This is a genomic window from Candidatus Hydrogenedentota bacterium (assembly GCA_013359265.1).
GTDB lineage: Bacteria > Hydrogenedentota > Hydrogenedentia > Hydrogenedentales > SLHB01 > JABWCD01.
Map to the genome: position 1 here is coordinate 25,736 of JABWCD010000006.1, position 24,466 is coordinate 50,201.

The window sequence follows — 24,466 nt, forward strand, 5'->3', positions numbered from 1 at the left end:
CACACGAGCCGACACCCCTTACTTCGAGTCCTTACGGTATTTGCCCTTGACCTTCGTCGTCTTGCCCTCCTCGACTTGGACGACTTTTGCATACGGCGTAATCCATCCGTCGATGTCTTTGAAATCGACGGTGTGTTCACCCGGCGTCGCGTATTGCGACTCTTTGTGATTGCGCCAGTTTATATCGCCATCCACACGCCACTGCCCGCCGGCTTGCCGCGCTTTCTTCGGCTTGATCTTGCCGCGTATGAGATTCAGCGTGGCCTTCTCTCCGTCGCGCACGGCCGCGTGCGCTTTTGGCGCAGCCCAATCGAGCGCCGCCAACGTAATGGACACCGTACCCGCCGCCACACCGAGACAGATCGCCACATACACAATCAATCGAATGAATCGCATGGCACCTCCACGTATCACGGGTCCCAAGCCCGCGCCCCGCATAGCCGCACTCTTACACCTCTATCGCAACCCGCGAGCGGAACAGCCCAAAGGCCGTTCCGCGAACCAAACCGTTACATTTCCTTCTGGTATTTGCCCTTCGCTTTTGTTAACTCGAACAACTCGATTGTCACGTTCTTATCATTCGGCGAAACCCATCCGTTGATGTCTTTGAACTCGACGGTATACTCGCCCGGATCGAGGTACACCAATTCTTTGTGGTTGTACCACGCCGTCCCGCCGTCCACGGTCCACTGCCCGCCCTGCTGCCGGGCTTTCTTCGGTTTGACCTTGACCTTCAACCGGCCGACGTTTGCCTTCTCTGCATGGACGGTGTTGCCAGATTCGTTGCCGCCGGATCCAGACGCCCGCAGTCCCGTTGATACAAGTAGGATCGCAATCCCGAGCGCAATGGCAAGCTTGCCGGCAAATAACAGTGTTGAACGCCGCATACCCACGTTCTCCCTTTTTGCGCTTTCGTTCACCAACCCCGCGACAAATGCCTATCGAAACCGCGGTCCGCGCACTTACCTCGTCTTCTTATGATCGCCCACTTTCGGCAACTTCGGGTGCACGCCAGGCCCAAAGTACCGCAACATTACCAGCGGACACTCCTTGCCGAGGTTCTCGACAGTGTACCCTTCCTTCGCGCGCTTCTCGGTGATGAACACCTCGTCTTCGGTGTACTCGCCGAAGCGGATCATCTGCGGGCACTCGAACGGAAGGTTGCCGATTTTGCCGCGGCCCTGCATGAGGATCACGCCCGAAGCGCCGTTGTCCCTGATGGTCGCTTTCGCGCCCGGCGCGACGGTCAATTCCTTTGCGCTGAACAACTGCTCGCCGCGCACCTCGCCGTATACTACCCAGCGGTCAACGTACCCCGCGCTCTCCGTGTCGCCGTCGGGGATCGGTTCGAGGTAGTGGCTGTCCTTGAAATTCGGATCGACGTTCTCGTCCCAGTCGAGTTGGTTCACGATGTACTCGTTATCGTCCTGCTTGTCTTTCGGAATGTCCTTCACCAGCAGGTGCTTCCAAACCTCGCGCCCTTCGACCAGCGACTGGAACATCGAGAACACGTCGCTGCCCCACTGCGGCTCGTAGGTCAGCAGCGATCCTGGCGCGTGCAAAATGCACGGCCCCACCAGCCAGCCCGTGCCCGGTTTCAACCGGTACGCCTTCGACAAATCGAGAATGCCGTTGTCACCGCAGTTCCAGCGATCAAGGCATTTGATCACGTCCTCTTTTGTCGTGCCTGGTTCGAGGCCGAAAAACGTATGCGGGAAGTTGTTGCCGATGGTGTTCAACTGCGGCGGGAAGTAGTACGATTCCGGCTTCCCTTCGCGCCCGACCAGCGCCGCCTGTTCCGCGCTTTGATGGTGATGGTGGGGGATAGGGCCCATGTTGTCGAAGAACTTCGAGTAGACCGGCCACCGCTTGTACTCGTCCCAGATTTTCGAGCCGATGGCCTCTGCGCCCAGGTTTTCGACCGCATCGCGCAACGTGAACCGCGCACCGTCGTGCGTCACGTAGCTGAGGCCTTCGTCCGGCGGCGCGCCCTCGTTGTCCGCCGCGGTGGTCGAAGCAAACCAGCGCTCGTCGATGCCGCCCCGGTGTTTGCCCAGCGCATAGTAGTCCTCGGGGTGCAGTTTCAGGCGCCGGCCCGGTTGCAGGAAGGAACGCGGCACCCACGTCGGCGCGAGCCGAAGAAGCCCCTCGTTCGCCTCGAGCGCCGCCTTTGCCGCCTTGCCCGCCTTGTCCCCGGAAATCGTGTTCATGAATGCGTACTCCTCCGACACGTGGCCGCGCCACGATTGCTTTTGAAATACCCTCAACCCTCTACCGCGCGCCGCAACCGCGCAGACGAAGGTTTTTATAGCATTCGGCCAATGCACAAGGCAAGGAGGGAAAGGAAGTTAGCCCGCAGCTCTACCAGTGGGCTCGCATGCTTGTCGGATAGCCAACGCCCTGTTCCATCGTAAATAGCGTCAGGTCATGCGAAGCGCAGAAGCCGCCAGCCACTTACGCTCAATATACGATTTGAGTTCGGATATGCGGCCGCTTATCAGATAGTCGCTGCTGGCCACGGAGAAACAGTCGCTCGCGCTTGTCCCGCGTGGGGTAGGGGTAGCAGTAGAAAAAGCCACCCCCTCGGGTGGCCTGGAAATTTTATGGCTCCGCACAGTTTGAACTTAGCGAACGCTTGCCTACGGACGGCATGTAGCGCCTGTGTACCGTAACTTCGCCGACCACAATGTGATATACGAAATCACTCCTTCGAAAGTTGCTCTGTGCCGATAGGCACGAGCTTTCGGGAAGCACGCTGGCATCGTCGTTGGCGGAAAGACGAAAACGCGATTGCGAATTCTTGCGGCAATTCTTCTTTCTTACTGAGAAACCTGATGGATTAGGGGATGGCTGCGTGGACCAAGTTCCGGCATCGTTCGTCTATTCTAATGTAGCCCAATTCGGGAGGAATGAAATGGACGACAAGGAGGCCATAGAAAAGACCCTCGCCGGCACAGTAGAAGCTTTCGGATGCCTGGTATCCCGCTATCAACCTATGGTTTACGCTGTCGCGGTAGCGCGAGTCTACGACCGCCAGGATGCCCAGGATCTGAGCCAGGAGGCCTTTCTTCGCGCCTACACGAGGCTGCCGATGCTGAAAAATCATGATGCGTTTGCGCCGTGGCTCCTCACGATCCTAAGACGGCTCTGTGTGGATTTCATGCGCGGCAAGTGGCGCACAGAACGCTTGCAGCAAACCCTGCATGGATCCGAACAACTTGCCGAAATGTCGGCTGACCCCCGGCAAGGAATCAGCGCACTAGACACAACCCGTACGCTGTGGTCGCGCGTGGGCCAGTTGGACGACATTAGCCGCGAGGTCCTGAGTTTGCACTACGGGCAGGAACTGAAAGTGAGCGAGATTGCGGCGCTCACCGAGACGAAGGAGAGCACGGTCAAGATGCGACTCCACAAAGCCCGAGCCGTATTGGGGGATAGGATAGGGGATCTCAAAGGGGTCTGGGGGATCGCCCCGTTGCCGACATTCTCGCCGGCTATCATGGAAGCTATCAGCGCCGTGGGTCCTCTCAAGGGGGGCATTGCAGCGAGTTCCTTACTGGGCGGCGCTCTTGCATTCCCGGCACTAATTTCACTGTTCTGGTGGTCCACAGAATGGGACGTGAAGCGCTGGCATAATCACGCGCCTGCCGGGATGTTGACCCAGCGCAAGCGAATCATCATTCGGGGCGTCCTCCTTTTCGCCGCTGCGCTGCTCCTGGCGCCACTCGTTGCTGCTGTCATTGCTGCTTCAATCACCGCGGCGCATCTGCACGGGCTCCAGACCGTCCTGGCTCCTTACTGGGTAATCTACTGGCTGATTGTAGCCGCGGCATTCGGGGCCATATTCAAGAGGGAGATTGATCTCCTCTCACCACGGGAGAAGGTTAAGCAGCTTGCCGGCCTTGGGGGCGCAATCGTAGTACTTGCGGCGGTGTCATTATGGCCTGCTTATAGCTTAGGCGCCTTGGGCGTCTTTCTGGTGCTCCAACGGTTCGTTGTTAACAAATCCAACATCGCGCTAGGCGCCGTTCCGCCCGGCTTCTGGGTTGCCCCATTGCTCACGCACGGCGTTGTTACCGCGGTTACGACAATCCCGATTGCAGAAAAACAGATCAAGCCTTGGCTCACGATATTGAACGAATACGGCTTAGTGGCGCCGCCCCTAAGAAAAGACAAGGAGAGCTTCACCGTGCGGCTTCGTTTGAGGGGTTCTCTGTTCGAGAAGATGGCGTGGGGGACGCATTCATCATCTCTTCGCGTGAACACTCAGGGCATGGTTTCATGCTCGATAATTCCACGCGACTACGTCTCCCTCGTCCAGCATCTCGGACTGGACGAACTCCCTGGACGCCAGGAACTGGCCACGAGCCTTGGAGATTCGTTCACGAGAGCTTTGGGGACCTACGCCAAAGGCGGCGATAAAGTGGCGATCGCGGCCTCATTGGGCCTGGTTCAATGCCCAATTGACTCGACGAAGACGTACGGTTTCCTGCTGCAAAGGTACGTTCTACCCCTCATCGGTGTTGTCCTCATTGTGATCTTTGTTCTCCGCCTGCTCAGCTAAGCGTGCCGGTATCCGCTGGACACTACTCAATTCTTAAGGGGATCGTCAGCCTTGTTTCAGCGCCGGCCTTACACGATCTGACCTCTCAGATTCCCCGTGCTGTCGACGTTGCCCTGCCCCGAGGCTCAGAGCCACCCAGGCTTGTCCACCCACCGCTTCGAGTTTATCGATTTACAGGGCATTCTTACAGCGATGGTGTCGAGACCCATCAGGTCGATGGGGTACGAGTGCGCGTCTGCTGCACCGAGAAGACACTCGCCGATTGTTTCAAGTCCCGCGGCATGATTGGTCTGGACGTAGCGCTTGAGGCGCTTCGACTCTACCGAGAGCGACGAAAGGTCGATGTGGATGCTCTCATGCGATTCGCGGCGATCTGCCGGGTGACGAAAGTCATGCGCCCTTACCTCACGGCGATTCTCTGGTGACGTTGTTAACCAAGAAACTTGCACCAATGTATGATGGTGCAAGACAAGTGTCAGGAGTTATCTCAGGAAGCACTTGAAATGAACCTTACGGAACTCCAGCGAGCGGTCTCCAATGGTGAATCGGAGCAAGTCGAGTTCAAGCGATCCACGGGGCAACGCACCGAAGCGATGAAGACAGTCTGCGGCATGCTGAACGGCGTTGGTGGGTTTGTGCTGTTCGGAGTCACGGACAAGGCGGAGATAATCGGTCAAGAAACCTCCTCGCGGACACTCGAAGATATTGCCCACGAACTGCAGCGGATCGAACCCCCTGCATTCCCCGACATAGAGATGGTCAAACTTCGAACCGGTAAAGCTGTCGTCGTGCTTCGTGTTTCAGGTGGAGGTGGTCCGTACACCTATGATGGACGACCCTATGCCCGGCACGGCCCTACCACGAAGATCATGCCGTCTTCTCGTTATCAGCGTGTCTTGCTCGAACGCATGCATGCATCGCAAAGGTGGGAAAACCTTCCTGCCGATGGATTCTCGATCAGGGATCTGGACAAAACTGAAATACTTCGGACTGTCGACGAAGCCGTCCGGCGCTTGCGGCTGGACGATCCGGGAACACGAGATCTCGCAGAGCTGCTTACGGGATTCGGCTTGATCAAAAAAGACCGGCTTCTGAACGCGGCCGTAGTCCTGTTCGCGCGAAGCGAGCGGCTCTTACCCTACTATCCCCAGTGTGGCATTCGTTTGGCGCGCTTTCGCGGGACAGACAAGACCGAGTTTTTGGACAATCGCCAAGAGCTTGGAAACGCCTTCGAACTGTTGACGCGCACGCAGCGATTCTTCCGCGACCACCTACCCGTGGCGGGGCGTATTCTGACGGATGTATTCGAACGCAAGGACGACCCGCTTTATCCGCCCGCGGCGCTCCGTGAAGCGGTGGCAAACGCACTTTGCCACCGCGATTATAGTGTCCCGGGCGGCGCCGTCAGTGTCGCAATCTACGATGATCGCATAGAAGTGTCAAGCACGGGTGTTTTGCCGTTCGATCTGACGCCGGAAGATCTCACGCGTCCACATGCGTCGCGCCCTTGGAACCCGCTTATTGCCCAGGTCTTCTACAGGAGAGGCATCATCGAAGCGTGGGGGCGGGGAACGATCAAAATGCGAGAACTAATGGAAGCCGCTGGGCTTCCTGCGCCGGAATTCGAGTCCCGTGCCGGAGAGGTGGTGGTTCGTTTTCATCCGGCCCCCGGAACCGACCATTCGACGAAGGGGAAGCGCAAGCCGCAGCCAGAGTCACGGCCAGAGTCGCGGCCAGAGTCACGGCTAGAGTCACTCGAACTGCGGATTCTTACTTTGCTTGTAGACGGCCCCCTATCAAAGTCGTCGATTTCCGAACGCCTAGGACAAAAAGAGGTGTCCGGGAGGCTGAACATGGTAATGCGGTCGCTTCTTCGAGAAGGTTTAGTCGACTACACGATCCCTGAGCGCCCTAACAGCCGTCTTCAGCGCTACGTACTAACCCCCGCGGGCCGCGCGCGGCAAACGGGAGCGAACCGGGAAGAATGAATGGGGTCACGCACTCGCAGAACAGGGAGGGCCATGGCGTTCGGCACACTAGACCCTTCTGAGGATGCCTTAGCCGCCGAGTACAAATGAATCCGAACAATGAAATCGAAAGGCTCCGGAAAGAACTGGAGCAATCTCAGAGAGAGTCCGACCGCCTTCAGAGCGAGAATTCAAAGCTCAAAGACATGCTGGAGGCATTCTCCGTAAAGCCTGCCGCGTCACTCAAGAACCAACCACCACAGCGTCATGTCGAGTCACAACCCGACATAACAGGCGCCATACCTGCGACCAACACCTCGAATTCGACTGCCGATGAACGCATTCAACTCTTTCGCTCCCTGTTCCGCGGACGCGAAGACGTATACGCCGTGCGGTGGGAAAGCAAAAAGGGAAAGTCTGGCTATTCGCCTGCATGTGCCCATGAATGGGATCCGATCTTGTGCAAGAAGCCTAATGGAAAGTGCACGAACTGTAGCTACCTTCCCTTGACGAACGAAGTGGTTCGTGCCCACCTTCTTGGGCAAAAAACCATCGGTATATATCCGCTGCTTCAAGACGAAACATGCTGGTTTCTCGCTACCGACTTTGACAAGGAAGGTTGGCAGGAGGATGCGCGTGTTTTCCTGGAAACTTGCCGGGCCAAGGGTGCGAAGGCGTATCTGGAACGCTCACGTTCCGGAAGAGGTGGACATATCTGGATATTCTTCCAGGAAGCCATACCTGCTGCGCTGGCCCGAAAGCTGGGCAGCGCGATTTTGACAACCGCGATGGATGAACGGCATCAGGTAGGTTTGGCGTCGTATGATCGCTTGTTTCCGAATCAGGACACAATGCCCAAAGGCGGATTCGGGAATCTCATCGCGTTGCCGTTACAGCGCGGCCCGCGTAAAGCGGGGAATTCAGAATTCCTGGGTGATGCGTTTCAACCTCATCCGGAGCAATGGAGATTCCTGGAGTCAGTCCAACGGCTTAGCCGGAACGAGGTTCAAGAGATCGTCAATGAGGTGGAACGCCGCGATACGGTCCTCGGTGTTCGACTACCGGCTACCGACGAATCAGCAGACCAAGATCCGTGGACATTGCCTCCATCCAAGAGGCAGCCCGAGAGACAGATATCCGGTCCCTTTCCGCAACGCATTCCCGTCGTTCAGAGTAACCTGCTCTACATCGAGAAGGAAGGCCTAAACCCTGCCCTGACGAACAGGATCATTCGACTTGCGGCGTTTCAAAACCCCGAATTCTATGCGGCACAAGCCATGAGGCTATCAACCTTCGGTAAACCACGGGTCATCGGCTGTGCGGAAGAATCTCCACGGCATCTTGCACTTCCGCGAGGATGCGTTACCGAACTACAAACATTTCTCCATAGCCTTGGAATAGTCATGGAATTGGAGGACAAACGTCATTCCGGCAACGATGTGGAATTCACCTTTCAGGGACAGCTGCGTGCTGAGCAGGAAGAGGCGGCGATTCGGTTGCTCAAACACGATGATGGTGTGCTCGTGGCACCGCCCGGTTTTGGCAAAACAATGTTAGCGGCATGGGCTATAGCGAAACGCCGGAAAAACACCTTAATCCTGGTTCATCGAACAACGTTGCTGGACCAGTGGCGCGAACAGTTGGCTCTGTTCTTGGATATTTCGAGGAAATCGATAGGAGCAGTCGGGGCAGGCCGGAAGAAGGCGACCGGGATTCTCGACATCGCTATGCTGCAAAGCATTCAGAGGAAAGGAGAAGTGGCCGACCTCGTTGCGGATTATGGTCATGTCATTGTGGATGAATGTCATCATGTGTCCGCCTTCACGTTTGAACGCATCATGAAAGAAGTCAAAGCCAAGTACGTGCTTGGTCTCACGGCCACGCCCTTACGCAAGGACGGTCACCATCCGATCATCTTCATGCAATGCGGGCCAATCCGACACATAGTTCACATCAAGCAAGCCGCTGCCAATAGACCGTTCGAGCACTTTGTAATTCCAAGGGCAACGGGATTCTGCGTAGAAGCTGTAAATCCCTCCATTCACGACATCTATGCCAAGTTAGTCCAGGATATGCCCCGTAACCACCAAATCGTGGCCGATGTTGCTGCGGCCATCAGTAGGGGACGTGTTCCCCTCATACTCACCGAACGCATCGAACATATAGCGACCTTGGAATCGATGCTATGCGACAAAATCGACGAAGTGATCGTGCTTCGAGGCGGCACAACGAAGAAGAACCGAGTCTGCCTCCAGAATCGGTCGGGTGAGGACGGCAAATCGCGGTACGTCATTCTTGCCACTGGCCGGTACATCGGAGAAGGGTTCGACTACGCACCTCTCGACACTCTTTTTCTCGCTATGCCGATATCATGGCGGGGTACGCTGCAGCAATATGTCGGTCGTCTGCACCGTCTGCATGCAAGTAAAAACGAGGTGCGTGTGTATGACTACGTAGACCACGACGTTCCCATGCTGGCGCGTATGTTTGCTAAGCGCCTTCGTGGTTACCGCGCAATGGGCTATGTAATCCAGGACGTCAATGAACAATTACCTTTGCCGGTATCCTCATTGAATATTGCAAGTCGCGGAGAGTAATCCAGCCACCAGTTATTCAGAGCAGTGGCCCGTTTGGATTACTTCTTGATACGTTTCGTCTTGAATCCGTAATCGTCGCCCATGTGGAAATATAGGTGACCGCGCAGGCTGAATCCCTCAAGCACCGCCCATCTTCGTCCGCTGATCTCGTCGCCTTCGTCGAACCCATCCCATGTGAATTCAATTGACGGCTTGCCATCTCTTTCAGTCTCTCGAACGTCCATAGTTGCTTCCAAAGCCCCGAATTGGAAGCGACCCGTTTGGTCCGGGCCAATCTCAATAAAGGGCTCTGTAACCAGACACAAGTAATCGTCGTCGAATCCGTCCAGTTCGGTGATTCTGAAGCGTCCCGCGCAGCCGCGGGTCCTACTTGGTGGGCTTGTCGATTTGTTCCGGCGTAACGCGCCTTTCTTCGAATATGATGCTTGGTCGCGTTTCACAGCTCGTCCCATCCGGGTACGACCTTGGCGAACTCTTGTTGAAACGCGGGACGCCGGATGTTGTCCAGCTTGATTCTTCTTGCAAAGGATTCCCATTCCTGCGGTCTATGCAGCACACCTACCCAAACCCGCCGCGCACGCTTTGCCGTTTGTGCGTAGTGGGCGTAGTGATCTCGCGTGGCGTTGTGGTTCAGATTCGCAAGTCCCGTTAGGTAGAAGGCCAGGACCTTTTCGGGGAATGCGGCCTCAAGTTGGGCTGCCATGTTCAAAATAGTTTCAGGCCCGTAGCCCTTGGGTACGGGATACTTCGCTTTGGCGAGCACATCGCTTGCCGTCCGTAGGTCCTTTCGATGAATATAAATCTGCATCTGCGTGTCGCACCACGCCTTCGCAACCGTGTCGAGCATGCGCGGTTCGTATGCTTGCCATTCCGCGCGGGAGCACAGGTGTTCAAACTTTTTGTAAGAGTCCAGAGAAAGCAAATCGGTGGCTTGGGCGAACTCCAGCTCGAGATAGGACGCACGATCCCCGGATTCCTTGGCACGCTCAGCCAGAAAACCACGAAGTTCATCCATCCGGCCCTTCGCCTTTTCGATCCCTTCCCGCGCAACTGCCAGCGCCTGGTCCGTTTCTCCCGATTCCCAATAGAACGTCGCGAGATCGTGGTAATCGGCGCCGTATTCCATGCGGCGTTCGCGCAATTCGAGATACTTTTGATGGTCGCCAATCTTTCGATAGATGCGCCGTGCGTGGTCACAGGGCCAATCTTGACCGGTAGCTTCCAAGCGGGCCGCCAAATCCCGCCAATCGTCGCTGTCTTTGCACAGCGAGTAAGCCAAATCGTAGAGCATGTCTTCCAAACCTGAATTCCGGCTTCGGATGTACGGCGTTACCTCGTCCAAAAGGAATTTCCGCGTTTCAACCGGAACAACAGAATAGCCAAGTTTCTTGGTAAGTTCGTAGAGCTGTTCGCCCACATGATCGACAGCGTCATAATCTCTCCCGCCATATTGGTCCAATTCGTCCAACTCGGGCTGCAATTCGTCCCACATGGCGCAGACTATTTCAGCGTCGGTATCCGTGAGCGGCGCTGCTTTGATCCGGACTTCCTTTCGTAGGAATTCAAGGCAGGCCCGTCGAAGGTCCGGCTTTGTGGCCAAGCTGCGCGTCAACTTTCGGAGTGTTTCCGCATCGGCAGCACCGAGCAGCCGTTCGAGGGCGTCGGTCTTTGCCTGCTTCGGTTTCTTTCCCAACCTTTACTTCTCCTCCGCAACGAATCGGCGAACCATCTCGATTTGACTCGAATCGCGGGCCGAATATCAATCAAAGATTCGGGACTGAAAGACGCCGTCACTATCCGCCGCCATAGGCATAGCGTAGAAGAAAGAATGGACCCAAGCACACGTCACACATCAACCAAGGAATAAGAAAAAAGGGAGGTCCCCGAACCAGTTAGGCCGAGGACCTCCATATAGCGCAACCGCGAACGGACGCGTTCGCGATGTTGTGTTCTCCGCGCGGTGCGAACTCAGCGAACTTTTGCTCACGGATGGCATGTGTCCCCGGTTTATCGCAACTCATTAGATCGCAATGCTATATACACGACGATCCAACGGGATGAGCCGGGTAAGGCCGAACCGATTAATCCAATAGCGCTCGCCTTGTCCTTTCGAAGTATGCTCGACCAAGGAGTGGTCGACAATCAGTCGCAGCTTGCGAAGCAAGTAGGTTTGACGCCGTCTCGAGTCACTCAATTGCTGAATCTGCTCAAGCTTCCGCCTGATATTGTCCAAGAACTGGGTTCCGCCCGGGAGCATGTTGAGGTCACTTTCTTCACTGAGAGGCGCCTTCGACGTCTCACCAGACTCTCCTCTCCAAGGGCACAGGGCAGAATGTTTCAGGAGTTGAAGAAGGAACTGAAAGCACTTCAATAGCAGCGTGCCCGATCGCTTGAATAAAACAGAGAATGGGAGTTGGAGAATGGAGCGTATTCCTTCGTATGAGTCAGGCTAATAGGTCAAGTAGCAGCAGGTTCGAAAAGTGAGTCGAATATTCAATCCAATGATGGAATATGCGACAAGTGTTGAATTGTTCTGTTTGCTGGTTGGACTGTTAGCTATTGTGTGATCAGGCGGAGAGATTGTCTGCTTTCGGAACTTAAGAAGCCTCCTAATGAATGGTGGCCGAACACTCCGTAGCCCTGATTGGACGCCTGCTGGTAGGCGATCAATAGCCGCGTCATTCGATAATTTGAACGCACAGAGGGCTTTTACGCCCCCGGATATACCGAGCGTGTTTATTGACATTTGGGATTTCGATTGATACCCTTCTGCCGGATGAGGCTGTCCACATGATCGCAAAGAGATTGTTTGTTTCCCTTGTTGGAACGATTTTTGTCCTACAACTCGTGGCAGGTGTGCCCGGCCACGATCTCCGTGTTTTGTGTGTAGGGCAGGATGGCCACAGGGAAATAGAAGCCGCTCAGCGAGGCCGTTGTTTCGACAATCTCGCACAGTCAGCGTCGCGTACAGAGCCAGACCATCAAACGAATGTGACGCAGGACAATTCGCACTGTGGCCCTTGCACAGATATGCCGCTCATATCTACACATGCGAATAATCTTGCACTTTCTTCACGGCTTTTTGCGCCGAATCCAGTCCAGAAGTCCTACTGTACGGAGTTATCATTGACGAGTCTGGCGGCCGTGCTTTGTACTCGCCAACCTTTTAACCGCAATAATCCCACCCATTTGTCACCCACTCCTCTTCGTACGGTCGTACTACTCATTTGATCCGCCTACCTTCTGTGTTCGGTTCGGATCATCGCTTCTCGGCTACTTGGTAGTTGGTCTTCTCATCAATTGTTGGGTAGGCCCACTTCCACGCTCTATCCTCTGACTGCACGGGCGTGCAGTGACCGGGATTCAGTCGAGCACAGCATCGACAAGATGGTCCCGTAACCCCTCAACCAGCGCCACGCTAACCGTACGCCCTCGTGAAAGTACCGCAACAACTCGAATGCTTTTTGCCATTCGTGTGGAGTTCACTGAGAAAGGAAAGGGTCACCCAGCCGTGAAAAACCGAGTAATCCAACAGCTACTATTCACAGCCATCTTGGTATGTACAACATTCGCTCTTTCCGGATGCAAAACATATGGAGCCAACCACACGAAGGACTTGACATCAGACCCCCAAGGGGAAACGTCTCCACGTCCCAAAACATCCGGCCAGCCGTTCAAGAAAACGCGGCACTTGGGTCATACCCACTTCGAACGCTCAGCCCCGACGACAAAGGAGACTAAGTAATATGTGGGCTTTTCGAATAGCCGTCATGTTATTCGCGACATGGCTTATTTGCTCAGTTTCGCACGCCAACAGCGCAGACTCCAGTCAGGAGCCAGAGTCTGCGGCAATTGAGAATCCTATAGGGGAATTGACGCTTGGACAGGCACTCGCGTTAACCTTAAGACAGAATCCGTCTTTGGCGGCATACTCGTGGGACATTCGCGCTGCAGAGGCGCGTGAAATACAGGCGCGCCTCAGACCGAATCCCGAGCTTTCCATTCAGGTCGAGGATTTACGGCTTCAATCCGGGCCGGGTGTGACATCCAAGCGTTTCGGACTTTCCAGTCCACTTACCAGCGAAACCCAGACCATAACAACCCCCAGTGGAGACATAGCGGTTCCTATCTTCCGGCGTGGTTTCGTGCCCGAATATGAACGGACCAGAGAAACCGGATCCGAATCCGGGTTGCGCGAAGCGGAGATTACACTAAGCCTTTCGCAGCTCATCGAACTGGGCGGAAAACGCGGGAAGCGAATTAACGTGGCAAAACGCGAACAGGCAGTCGCCGCATGGGACTACGAGGTTGCACGAGCCGATGTTCTTGCGAACGCGGCAAAGGCATTCTACGAAGTCGTAGCCACCCAAGAACGTCTACGGCTGGCGACCGCCTTGGCCGACTTAGCGCAACAGGTCCAGGATACCGTGCGTGCGCGGGTTGATGCGGGCAAAGTGTCTCCCATTGAACTCTCCAAAGTGGAAGTCGAAGCCGGTGTGGTGCGGATCGGAGTCGAGCGTACGAGACGCGAACTGGATGCTGCAAGAATATCTCTGGTGTCTTACTGGGGTGCGACATCCGCAACGTTCACGAACGCCATCGGCCAGTTTGACGAGACACAAGCCATACCCCCGCTGGACGAACTTGGGCAACAGTTGGAAACAGTTCCCGATTTGTCGCGTTGGATGGCCGAAGTTGACCTTCGAGAAGCTGCGATAGAACTCGAACGAGCCAATGCCAAACCGGATGTGACGGTGACGCTGGGTTTTCGAAGCACGGGGCTTGGCGCACGTGACCAGCAGGCGTACGGACTCACGGGCGAGGGCAACTTTGGATACTCGCAATCAACTGTACGGCCGCACGATTCGCGGGAGCAGTCGCTGGTGCTTGGCGCTTCGATTCCGTTACCGCTATTCCATCGCAACCAAGGGCGAATTCGTGAGGCCGAGTACATGGCGCTCAAAGCGTCCGCCCAGCGGCGTGCTACGCAAGTGCAGGTCGGCGCAACGCTAGCCGCGCGGTACAGTGTGCTCGAGGCTGCCCATATAGAAGCAAGCACCCTGAGATCGGATGTCTTGCCGAAAGCGCAAGAGGCATTCGAGGCCACCAACGAAGGCTATCTTCAGGGCAAGTTCGGGTTGCTGGACGTGCTTTTCGCGCAACGCAGCCTGTTCGACGCGCGAAGTCAGCTACTAGACGCGCAGTCTAGGTACTACCAATACCTTGCGGATGTGGAACGTCTCACCGGTCAGGCGCTGTTTGCCATACCCGAAACGAACGAATCGCACGAGGAACAACCATGAAAGTGTTCAATGCAATTGTCGTAATCGCGATCGCCATCGCCGGACTCGGTGGGGCCTACTATTTCGTCACTGCCAACCGCGCGGAACCAGTTGGCGAAGACGAACACGGTCACGCCGGTGGTCATGAAGAGCAAGCTCAGGAAGCCGACGTTCACGGCCACGCGGAGGAGGGCGGCCATGACGAAGAGGGTGAGCGAGGCCCACACGGCGGGCGTATGTTGCACGGCGAAGGACTCGAACTTGAAATCACGATATTCGAGACGGGCGTGCCGCCTGAGTTCCGGGTCTATCCCTATGCCGACGAAAATCCCCTGCCACCGGATGAGGTACAACTCACGATTCTTCTTCACCGCCTTGGCGGACGTACCGATAGCATCACCTTTTCTCCCGAGGACGATTTCCTCAAGAGCAATCAGGAAGTCGAGGAACCGCATTCATTCGACGTTGAGGTCAATGCGGAGCACGCAGGAAAGCCGTTTACGTGGAGTTATGAGAGCTATGAAGGCCGTGTTGAGATAAGCGAAGAAGCGGCTAGGGAGGGTGGAATCGAGACCCAACCAGCCGGGCCGGGCACCATTCGCGACGTTGTGGCATTACCGGGTGAAATCCAACTCAATCCCAATCGAATTGTACACGTCGTACCGCGCCTCCCCGGCTTAGTGCGCGAAGTCCACAAGAACCTCGGCGACACTGTGAAAAAGGGAGACCTTCTGGCCGTTATAGACAGCCGTGAACTGGCCGATGCCAAGAGTGCATTCCTCGCGGACCTGGAGCGGCGAGAACTCGCTCGTGTTCGCTCTAGTCGAGAGAAGGACCTCTTCGACAAGAAGATTTCTTCGGAAGAGGAATTCCTGACTGCCAGACAGGCACTCGCCGAGTTGGACGTAAGCGTGCGATCGGCGGAACAGAAACTACGCTCTCTTGGACTATCGCCGGAACAGGTTGCAGACATCCGCGGTGGTAAAGACAAGACGCTGACGGACTATCCGATTCATTCTTCAATCGATGGCACCATCATCGAAAAGCACATGAGCATTGGCGAAGCCGTGGCCGATAACGCGGACGCGTTTGTCATTGCCGATCTAAGCAGTCTCTGGGCCGAAGTCGTGGTGTATGCCGCCGACCTCAAGCGCATCCGAGAGAACCAGCCCGTTACCGTACATTCTCAAGACTTGGGAATCGAAGCACAAGGCGTGATTGCCTTCGTAGGTGCGTTGGTCGGCGAACAAACGCGCACCGCCAAGGCGATAGTTGACTTACCAAATCCGGAAGGACTGTGGCGCCCAGGGCTCTTTGTGACAGTCACCGTTGCAGGTGAAGAGTCGTCTGTGCCGGTTGCCGTGCCGGTGGACGCGATTCAAACATTTCGCGACTGGTCAGTCGCGTTCGTCTCAGTAGGCAATACCTACGAAGCGCGTCCTGTCGAGCAGGGCCGTAGCGACGGATCACTCGTCGAGATTGTAAGCGGGTTAAGTCCTGGCGAGCTATTTGTCAGCAAGAACAGCTATCTGATCAAGGCAGACATCGAAAAAGCCGGCGCCGCGCACGACCACTGAGGAGAATGTCCATGAAAGAAATTCGAGCCATAGTCCGCACCGACGCGGTACACCGCATCTTGAGCGCATTGCACGATTGTGAGCATTTTCCCGGCGTCACTCTCTCTCCGTGTGAAGGACAGAGCCGCGGTCGCGGACCGGGCGGAAAATATGTTGCGACCGAAGACAGCCTCGATTTCCGCGCCATGCGCCTCTTGATGGTCTTTTGTGCGGACAGCACTTGCGACCAAATCGTCGCAGTCATCCAGAAAGCGGCCCATACCGGCAATGCCGCGGACGGCCTGATAGTCGTAACCGACGCCGAGCGTATTGTCAGGATTCGGTCCGGTGAGGAACAAATCGACGCGGTATAAGCCCACATAAACGCGGCAACAACTGAAAAACACTTGAGGAAGCATTCATGCTTGATCGAATACTACGATTCTCCATTCACCAGCGCTGGTTGGTAATGGCCGTATCTCTTGGCATCGCGGCGTACGGCGTCTACAACTTTACGCTGTTGCCCATCGATGCCGTACCTGATATTACCAACGTTCAGGTTCAGGTCAACACGGAAGCGCCCGGCTACTCTCCCCTTGAAGCCGAGCAGCGAATCACCTTTCCTCTGGAAACCGTCATGGCCGGACTTCCCAATCTCGAATACACCCGCTCTTTGTCGCGGTACGGCCTCTCGCAATTGACCATCGTATTCGAAGACGGCACGGACATCTATTTCGCCCGACAACTCGTCAATGAGCGGCTCCAGGAGGCCAAGAGCAATCTTCCGCCGGGACTCGAGCCCACGATGGGTCCAATAGCCACAGGTCTCGGCGAAATCTACACGTACACCGTCGAGCCGAAAACGGGCGGACTGAAACCGGATGGAACGCCGTATACGGCCATGGATCTCCGGGAGATCCAGGACTGGGTTGTCAAACCCCAACTCCGAAATGTTCCTGGGGTTACCGAAGTGAACACGATCGGCGGATACGAGAAGCAGTATCACGTCACGCCGGATCCCAAACGCATGATGTCGTATGGGCTCAGTTTTCACGACATCCTTGCGGCACTGGAGAAGAACAACTCCAATGTCGGCGCGGGCTACGTCGAACGAAGCGGTGAGCAATATCTCGTGCGCTCACCAGGGCAAGTTGCAACAGTCGAAGACATAAGCGAGATCGTCATTGCCACTCATGAAGGTGTACCCATTCACATCCATGACGTGGCCGAAGTAGCCTTGGGCAAGGAACTGCGTACGGGCGCAGCTACTGAGAACGGCGAAGAGGTCGTGCTGGGCACCGTTTTTATGCTCATCGGCGAGAACAGCCGGACGGTCTCCCAGGCCGTGGATAAGAAACTGGCGGAAATCAACACTACGTTGCCGCCGGGGGTCATAGCCAAGACGGTTTACGACAGGACAATACTGGTCAACAAGACCATTGATACCGTCTGGAAGAATTTGAGCGAAGGCGCACTTCTTGTAATCGTAATTCTCTTCCTGTTTCTAGGAAACATCCGTGCCGCAATTATCACTGCCTTTATCATACCGCTATCCATGCTGTTCACTATCACCGGCATGGTCACGAACCACGTGAGCGCCAATCTCATGAGTCTTGGCGCTCTCGACTTCGGCATTATCGTCGACGGCGCCGTCGTTATCGTCGAAAACTGCATTCGCCGCCTTGGCGAAGAACAGCATAAGGCAGGTCGGAAGCTTACATTTGCCGAGCGACTGGCGGTTGTTTTCGATGCGTCGAGCGAAACGCGGCGTGCAATCCTGTATGGTCAGCTCATCATCATGATCGTGTACCTCCCGATCCTTACGCTTACGGGAGTTGAAGGGAAGATGTTCCGCCCGATGGCCTTTACCGTGCTTGCGGCGCTGCTTGGGGCAATGATCTTTTCGATCACATTCGTTCCTGCTGCGGTAGCGCTATTCATGACGGGGAAAGTCTCCGAGAAGGAGAATCTCATCGTTCGAGCAATCAAACGCGTGTACGTGCCGACGCTCAGCCTGGCGTTGCGGATGAAAGCGCCTGTTGTGGCGGGTGCGGTGGCTCTTGTGTTTGTGTGCGGCGCAGTGGGGCTTCGAATGGGGCGCGAATTCATCCCGAGTCTCGACGAGGGAGACATCGCGCTCCACGCCTTGCGGATTCCTGGAACCAGCCTGACGCAGGCGATTGCTATGCAAGATACGCTGGAAAAGGCGATAAAGGCCATGCCCGAAGTCGAAACAATCTTTGCAAAAATAGGTACCGCTGAAATCGCCACGGACCCGATGCCGCCCAGCGTCTCTGACAACTTTGTGATGCTGAAGCCCCGCAAAGAGTGGCCGGACCAGTCAAAATCGAAGCGTGAATTCATCGCGGAACTTGAAGAGATTATCACAAAGATTCCCGGAAATAACTACGAGATCACGCAACCCATTCAAATGCGGTTTAATGAACTCATTGCGGGCGTCCGCTCCGACGTGGCTGTAAAAGTCTTTGGTGACAATTTGGACGTTCTGCTGGCTACCGCCGAAGAAGTCGGCGAAGTGCTGGAAAAGGTGCCCGGCGCCTCGGACGTAAAGGTCGAGCAGGTGACCGGGCTTCCCGTACTGAGTATCGCGCCAAACCGACGCGCCATTGCCCGGCTGGGCATGAACGTTTCCGACGTGCAGGAGGTTATCGAAGTCGCCGTCGGCGGTAAGAGCGCCGGGCAAGTATTCGAAGGCGATCGCCGTTTCGAATTGATTGTCCGTCTGCCGGAGGATCAACGGGAACGTATTGACGCGCTCAAGCGTATTCCCGTACCGCTACCCTTGGAATCCGACGTGCCTGCACGGGAGGAGCAGGTCGAGCCTGCCGACACATCAAACTCCGCGCGCTATGTTTCCCTGGAATCCGTCGCGGATTTTCAGCTTGCGCCGGGTCCCAATCAGATCAGCCGGGAGAATGGTAAACGCCGCGTGGTGGTTACCGCCAACGTACGAGGACGAGACATCGGAACGTTCGTTGCCGAAGCTGAAGCCGCAATTCGGAGCCAGGTCAAAGTCCCTACGGGATATTGGACAACCTGGGGTGGGCAATTCGAGCAGATGATTTCGGCCGCTCGGCGACTCCAAATCGTCGTGCCGGTTGCGCTATTGCTGATATTCATTTTGCTCTTCATGATGTTCGGCAACGTGAAGGACTCGCTTCTCGTGTTTACCGGGGTGCCGTTGGCGCTCACGGGGGGAATCCTTGCGTTGTGGCTGCGCGGCATACCGCTGTCCATTTCGGCAGGGGTCGGCTTTATCGCGCTATCCGGCGTCGCGGTACTCAATGGGCTGGTCATGATTTCGTTCATTCAGAAGCTGCGCACGGAAGGCGTAGGGCTTGACGAGGCGATTACTCAAGGAGCCATCACCCGGCTGCGTCCAGTTCTGATGACGGCGCTCGTTGCGTCCCTGGGCTTCGTACCCATGGCAACTGCTACCGGCACCGGTGCGGAGGTTCAGCGTCCTCTTGCTACCGTCGTGATCGGCGGAATCATCTCGTCTACACTTTTGACGTTAGTTGTACTGCCGGTGTTGTACCGCCTGTTTTCGCGCCTAGAGCAAACAAACACGAAGAATGAAGTGTGAACAGAAAGGCGTTTTAGCCGTGCGACAACGTTCACACAAGAAAGGGTCCAACCGCCGGGTACCAGCCGCCAAGAAGCGATCTGCCGATTTGGCCGTGTTGGCAGGTATATCGGGCGTGATCGCTCTAATGTTAGTCCTGATCCAAGCCATTTCCATCGTCCGGTCTTACCGGTCGGTTGGGCACGTGCATATTTCCGTTTCACCAGTGATACTCGCGATCCTTTGCCTCGCAGTATCGGTCTGGTCCGGTTACGAATGGTGGCGTCACGGACGTTGAACGCAAACGTGAGTTCCAAGGTCTATGTACTATCCCTCGTGTACTTGTCGCGCCCAGGAGCTGAGCAAAACACGTTAGGAGAAATATGCCGATGATCACGAATGGGGGTCCCAATCTTGGGCCAATTCCAAAGTCGTTTAAGATTCGGGGCATGGATTGCGCTGAGGAAATTGCGATTCTAAAGCGCGAACTTGGACCGTTGGTAGGCGGCGAAGAATGCATCTCGTTTGACCTGCTCAATGCAAGAATCACCATTGCGCCGGCAAAAAAAGACATTCGAGATGAAGCCATTATTGCAGCCGTGGCCCGGACAGGGATGCAGGCCACGCCCTGGCAAGCGCATATGAGGAACGCCACCGCTTCTAACAGTCTCTGGCAGAGACATGGGCGTACATTATTCGTTATCCTGGGTGGACTTGCGACATTTGCCGGGTTTTTGATCCATGTCCAGTACCATGGATTCTTGCATGCTTTCGCGAGCAGCGGTTCCGCCGGCCACCGATTCCCCTTCCCAACTCTAGTCCTTTACGGGGCTGGAATTCTTGCGTCGGGCTGGCACATCTTCCCGAAAGCATGGAACTCTGCGCGGCGCATAAGGCCCGATATGAACCTCTTGATGACCGTGGCTGTCATCGGCGCCATAGCTATCGGTGAATGGCTTGAAGCAGCTGTTGTCACACTTCTCTTTGGCGTCGCCCTCCTTTTAGAGTCATGGAGCGTCGGTCGAGCCCGAAAGGCGATTTCCGCACTCATGGAAGTGGCCTCCCCCACTGCCAGATGTCTGCTGGATGACGGCGGGATCAAGGAAATGGAAATCGCGGACGTACCCGTTGGGACTGCCGTTCTGGTCAAACCCGGAGAAAAGATTCCGCTCGACGGAACAGTGACCAAAGGATCCACGACCGTCAATCAGGCTCCAATCACGGGAGAATCGAAACTGGAAGCCAAGGATGTCGGTGACACCGTATTTGCCGGAAGCGTCAACGAACAGGGTTCTTTCGAGTTTCGAACAACAAAACTCGCGACTGACACTACCATTGCAAGGATCGTCAGGATGGTCGAGGAAGCCCAATCTCGACGCGCACCAAGCGAGCAGTGGGTCGAGAAGTTTGCACGGTACTACACGCCCATCATGATGGGTTTGTCCGTGCTCGTCATGATCGTGCCCCCAATTGTGTTTGGAGGAGCATGGGCGACTTGGTTCTATCAGGGTCTCGTGTTACTTGTCATCGCGTGTCCGTGCGCACTTGTTATTTCTACCCCGGTCAGCATTGTCGCTGGCCTAAGTTCCGCCGCCCGCGCCGGAGTTCTCATAAAAGGTGGAGTCTTTCTTGAAGCCCCAGCCCAACTAAGAGCTATCGCCATGGACAAAACCGGAACCCTGACGCGTGGTCAACCGGAAGTGCAACTGGTCGTGCCGTTGAGCGGTCACTCCGCCTATGAGGTGCTTGAGCGTGCCGCCGCACTGGAATCCCAAAGCGAGCACCCGTTAGCAAGAGCTATTCTGCGCCGGGCTGATGCCGATAGTGTTCGATTCACACCGGCGGCGGGATTTCAGGCGATAAAAGGTAAGGGGGCAAAAGGGTATATCAATGGGAGCTTGTACTGGATCGGGAGCCATCGCCTACTTCACGAGCTAGGGCAAGAGGATGAGCGAATCCACGAAGAGGCCCAACGACTCGAAAACGCCGGCCATTCGGTTATCATCGTTGGAAATGACAAACACGTATGCGGCCTCATCAGCGTGGCAGACGCCGTTAGGCCGGAATCAAGAGAAATTGTTCTGGCTTTAAAGGATGCCGGTATACAAAAGGTCATTATGCTAACGGGCGACAACTACGGTACAGCCGAAGCTATCGCCGATGAGGTTGGAGTTGATGATGTGGAAGCCGAACTGCTTCCAGAGGACAAAGTAGAAGCCGTTCAAAGACTTGTAACCGCTTTCGGAAAGGTGGCCATGGTCGGGGACGGCATAAATGATGCCCCCGCCCTTGCAGCGGCTAGCGTCGGTATCGCCATGGGCGCGGCTGGAACCGATGCTGCATTGGAGACGGCAGATATCGCTCTCATGTCTGATGACCTCTCTAAACTACCCTGGCTTATAAAACACTCGAAGCGCACACTTCGCATCATCCGGCAAAACATAATCTTCGCTCTGGGACTGAAGGCCGTCTTTATCATTCTCTCGCTTGCGGGTGCCGCCACCCTCTGGATGGCCATCGCTGCCGATATGGGAGCGTCGCTTCTGGTTATCTTCAAAACGGACTTCGACTACTAAATCTCTATGATAGCGTACGCGATAAATAGCCGGCCAAGCGATACAGGCACTGGCACCGACTTGCCACCACCCGGTATGAGAATGCTTGCTTTGGAATGCACTTTGCCCGATTCCGTCCCCTTCATTCGGTAGAACCTGTGCGCGAAAGTTCGCTAACTCGCAAACTGGCCAAAAGGAACCTGGGTGCAATCGAGCGGGTTAAGTGATTAAACGAAAAGGGGTTACGCACGAAGCGCAACCCCTCTGGATATCATGGCTCCGCGCGATGCGAACTCAGCGAACTTTTGCTTGCGGATGGCACATATCGCCGGTCCATCGCAACTCATTAGTTCGCAACGTGATATACGCGGTGACTCCAGCAGAGGAACCGGAAGAGACCGAACCGATCAATCCAGTAGCGCTCGCATTGTCCTTTCGAAAGATGCTGGACCAAGGTACAGTCCGTGATCAGTCGCAGCTTGCGCAGCAAGTAGATCTGACGCGGGCTCGGGTCACTCAACTCCTGAATCTCCTCAAACTTCCACCGGCGGTCATCACCGAACTGAGTGCCGCAAAGGACTCTGCCAAGATTGCCTTCTTTACCGAGAGGCGTCTGCGTTCCATGACCAAGCTTACCTCTGCACAAGAGCAGCTTGAGGCTTTCCAAACCATGAGAAAGCAATTCGTGGCTCTCTCCGATTCTCGGTAGCGCCCTCCCTCGATTTGGGGCCGCAGCTCATCCATCCACGAGATAAACCCATCGCCAGCGAGATGACGGCGGACCCAGGGTAAGTCTCTCGTAGGATGTGAAATTGCAGCGCGTTCTTGTCAGAAAGAGTTCTGCTTCAGCAGCGATCTCAGGAACGGACAAGCCCCTTGAAAGCAACCAGAAGTGATGAACCTGTATCAGCAGCGATGGCCAAACAGAGCGTCGCGGCACCCACTAGTGGCATGGCTATGAACATCGATTCAACTCCAAGGGCAAAGCTGGTGTCCTGTCAAATAATCCACAAAGTACATCTGCAATGATGCCCCACGACAGCGTGTCGCTACTCGCGTATTTGTAGCATGAGTAGCAATTTCTGTCGGCTCGTGTCAGGGGTAACTTGAAATCTACACGTACATGTGTATAATTATGGATAGAGGATGCGATCAAGCGAGGTGATGCATGTTGCCCAAGACTTCAGAGTATGCCTTACGGGCTGTGGTGTGGCTGGCCCGTGAACCAGGGCGAACGGCTTCGGCCGACCTTCTGGCCGAGCGCACGAAGGTACCACGCCGCTATTTGCACAAGGTCTTGCAAGACTTGGTGGGCGGCGGCCTCGTGCGGTCGCAGCCCGGTCCTAGCGGCGGCTACGCGTTGGCGCGGAGGCCTGAGGATGTCACGATCCTCGACGTGGTCAATTCCGTGGCGCCGCTGGAGCGTATCCGCAGTTGCCCGCTAGGGCTGCCATCGCACACGACGCTTTGCCCTCTCCACAGCGAATTAGACCAGGTCTACGCCGCGGCGGAACGTGCGCTGGGGCGCGTGACGATTGCGAAACTGCTCCGTTCGGCAAGCCCAATCGTTCCGTTGTGCGAGGTGACGTAGCTGCAACGCCAATTGAAAAAAGGAGAATCCCGATGAGCACGATTTCCGTTCAAAACATAGTGGGAGAGATCATCGCACGGCGCCCAATGCTTGCGCATGCGTTTGAAGCGGCCGGCGTGGACTACTGCTGCGGCGGCAAAAAGACGCTGGAGGAGGCATGCCGGGAAAAAGGCGTTGATCCGCAAGCGTTCGCCGACAGGCTGGAGCAGTCGGAGGCGGCGTCCGAGGGAGAGCCGCTCGTGGATGCGGCGGCCATGTCGCTCACGGAGTTGGCCGACCACGTCGAGCACACGCACCATGCTTACCTCAGCTCGGAGTTGCCTCGGCTTGACGCGCTCACGGAGAAAGTGGCTTCTGTGCACGGAGGGGAAGACGCTCGCCTGCACGACGTTCGCAAGACGCTGCTTTCGCTGGCAGCCGAAATGACCAGCCACATGATGAAGGAAGAGCAAATCCTGTTTCCCATGATCCGCCGGCTGGAAGCGAGCGAGGCGCTTCCGAAGTTCCACTGCGGCTCGATCACCAATCCGGTCCGGCAAATGGAGATGGAGCATCACGACGCAGGCGCGGCGCTCGAGCGAATGCGCACGCTGACTGATGACTACACCCCGCCTGACTGGGCCTGTAACACGTACCGTGTGATGCTTGATGCGTTGGCCCGCCTCGAGCACGACATGCATCAGCACGTTCACAAAGAAGACAACGTGCTGTTTCCGAGGGCCGCCAAGCTCGAAGCCGAACTTGTCGAAAGGGCGAAGGTGTGATGGC

The 24,466-nt window shown here is 55.9% G+C and carries 15 protein-coding genes and 1 pseudogene; 11 read left to right on the top strand and 5 right to left on the bottom strand.

What is annotated here, in order from left to right:
• Positions 1 to 18: 18 nt before the first annotated feature.
• From HUU46_07135 to HUU46_07145, 3 genes are all read right to left on the bottom strand, one after another.
• On the bottom strand, positions 19 to 396 hold the full coding sequence (locus HUU46_07135; protein ID NUM53400.1) for a hypothetical protein: 378 nt from the start codon (positions 394 to 396) through the stop codon (positions 19 to 21).
• A 113-nt stretch (positions 397 to 509) separates the two neighbouring features.
• Positions 510 to 887, bottom strand: a complete 378-nt coding sequence (locus HUU46_07140; protein NUM53401.1) for a hypothetical protein — start codon at positions 885 to 887, stop codon at positions 510 to 512.
• Positions 888 to 962: 75 nt separating this feature from the next.
• Positions 963 to 2,210, bottom strand: coding sequence for a hypothetical protein (locus tag HUU46_07145; GenBank protein ID NUM53402.1), 1,248 nt, complete (start codon positions 2,208 to 2,210; stop codon positions 963 to 965).
• 704 nt (positions 2,211 to 2,914) lie between these two features.
• Here HUU46_07145 and HUU46_07150 point away from each other — a divergent pair.
• From HUU46_07150 to HUU46_07160, 3 genes are all read left to right on the top strand, one after another.
• On the top strand, positions 2,915 to 4,564 hold the full coding sequence (locus HUU46_07150; protein NUM53403.1) for a sigma-70 family RNA polymerase sigma factor: 1,650 nt from the start codon (positions 2,915 to 2,917) through the stop codon (positions 4,562 to 4,564).
• Positions 4,565 to 5,067: 503 nt separating this feature from the next.
• Positions 5,068 to 6,552 carry a putative DNA binding domain-containing protein gene (locus HUU46_07155; protein NUM53404.1) on the top strand — a complete coding sequence of 495 codons (1,485 nt, stop codon included), beginning with the start codon at positions 5,068 to 5,070 and terminating at the stop codon, positions 6,550 to 6,552.
• A gap of 86 nt (positions 6,553 to 6,638) precedes the next feature.
• Positions 6,639 to 9,128, top strand: a complete 2,490-nt coding sequence (locus HUU46_07160; GenBank protein ID NUM53405.1) for a DEAD/DEAH box helicase family protein — start codon at positions 6,639 to 6,641, stop codon at positions 9,126 to 9,128.
• A 38-nt stretch (positions 9,129 to 9,166) separates the two neighbouring features.
• On the opposite strand, the gene HUU46_07165 is transcribed toward HUU46_07160, so the two are convergent.
• Both HUU46_07165 and HUU46_07170 read right to left on the bottom strand, forming a co-directional pair.
• Positions 9,167 to 9,466, bottom strand: a complete 300-nt coding sequence (locus HUU46_07165) for a hypothetical protein (GenBank protein ID NUM53406.1) — start codon at positions 9,464 to 9,466, stop codon at positions 9,167 to 9,169.
• 98 nt (positions 9,467 to 9,564) lie between these two features.
• Positions 9,565 to 10,821 (bottom strand): hypothetical protein, encoded by a 1,257-nt coding sequence (locus tag HUU46_07170; protein NUM53407.1) that lies wholly within the window; start codon positions 10,819 to 10,821, stop codon positions 9,565 to 9,567.
• 2,053 nt (positions 10,822 to 12,874) lie between these two features.
• Here HUU46_07170 and HUU46_07175 point away from each other — a divergent pair.
• The 8 genes and pseudogenes from HUU46_07175 to ric all read left to right on the top strand — a co-directional run bounded on the left by HUU46_07175 (position 12,875) and on the right by ric (position 24,462).
• Positions 12,875 to 14,431, top strand: a complete 1,557-nt coding sequence (locus HUU46_07175; GenBank protein ID NUM53408.1) for a TolC family protein — start codon at positions 12,875 to 12,877, stop codon at positions 14,429 to 14,431.
• Between the two features lie 2 nt (positions 14,432 to 14,433).
• On the top strand, positions 14,434 to 15,987 hold the full coding sequence (locus HUU46_07180; GenBank protein ID NUM53409.1) for an efflux RND transporter periplasmic adaptor subunit: 1,554 nt from the start codon (positions 14,434 to 14,436) through the stop codon (positions 15,985 to 15,987).
• A gap of 11 nt (positions 15,988 to 15,998) precedes the next feature.
• Positions 15,999 to 16,340 carry a P-II family nitrogen regulator gene (locus HUU46_07185; GenBank protein ID NUM53410.1) on the top strand — a complete coding sequence of 114 codons (342 nt, stop codon included), beginning with the start codon at positions 15,999 to 16,001 and terminating at the stop codon, positions 16,338 to 16,340.
• Positions 16,341 to 16,387: 47 nt separating this feature from the next.
• Positions 16,388 to 19,573: a CusA/CzcA family heavy metal efflux RND transporter gene (locus HUU46_07190; GenBank protein NUM53411.1), complete on the top strand. Its 3,186-nt coding sequence runs from the start codon at positions 16,388 to 16,390 to the stop codon at positions 19,571 to 19,573.
• Positions 19,574 to 19,941: 368 nt separating this feature from the next.
• Positions 19,942 to 22,157, top strand: a pseudogene (locus HUU46_07195) (heavy metal translocating P-type ATPase).
• A 320-nt stretch (positions 22,158 to 22,477) separates the two neighbouring features.
• A complete protein-coding gene (locus HUU46_07200; GenBank protein ID NUM53412.1) occupies positions 22,478 to 22,816 on the top strand; it encodes a hypothetical protein in 339 nt (112 codons plus the stop codon).
• 459 nt (positions 22,817 to 23,275) lie between these two features.
• Positions 23,276 to 23,698, top strand: a complete 423-nt coding sequence (locus HUU46_07205; protein NUM53413.1) for an Rrf2 family transcriptional regulator — start codon at positions 23,276 to 23,278, stop codon at positions 23,696 to 23,698.
• Between the two features lie 32 nt (positions 23,699 to 23,730).
• Entirely contained in the window at positions 23,731 to 24,462 is a 732-nt protein-coding gene (ric, locus tag HUU46_07210) for an iron-sulfur cluster repair di-iron protein (protein ID NUM53414.1), read from the top strand.
• The last annotated feature ends 4 nt before the right edge of the window (positions 24,463 to 24,466 follow it).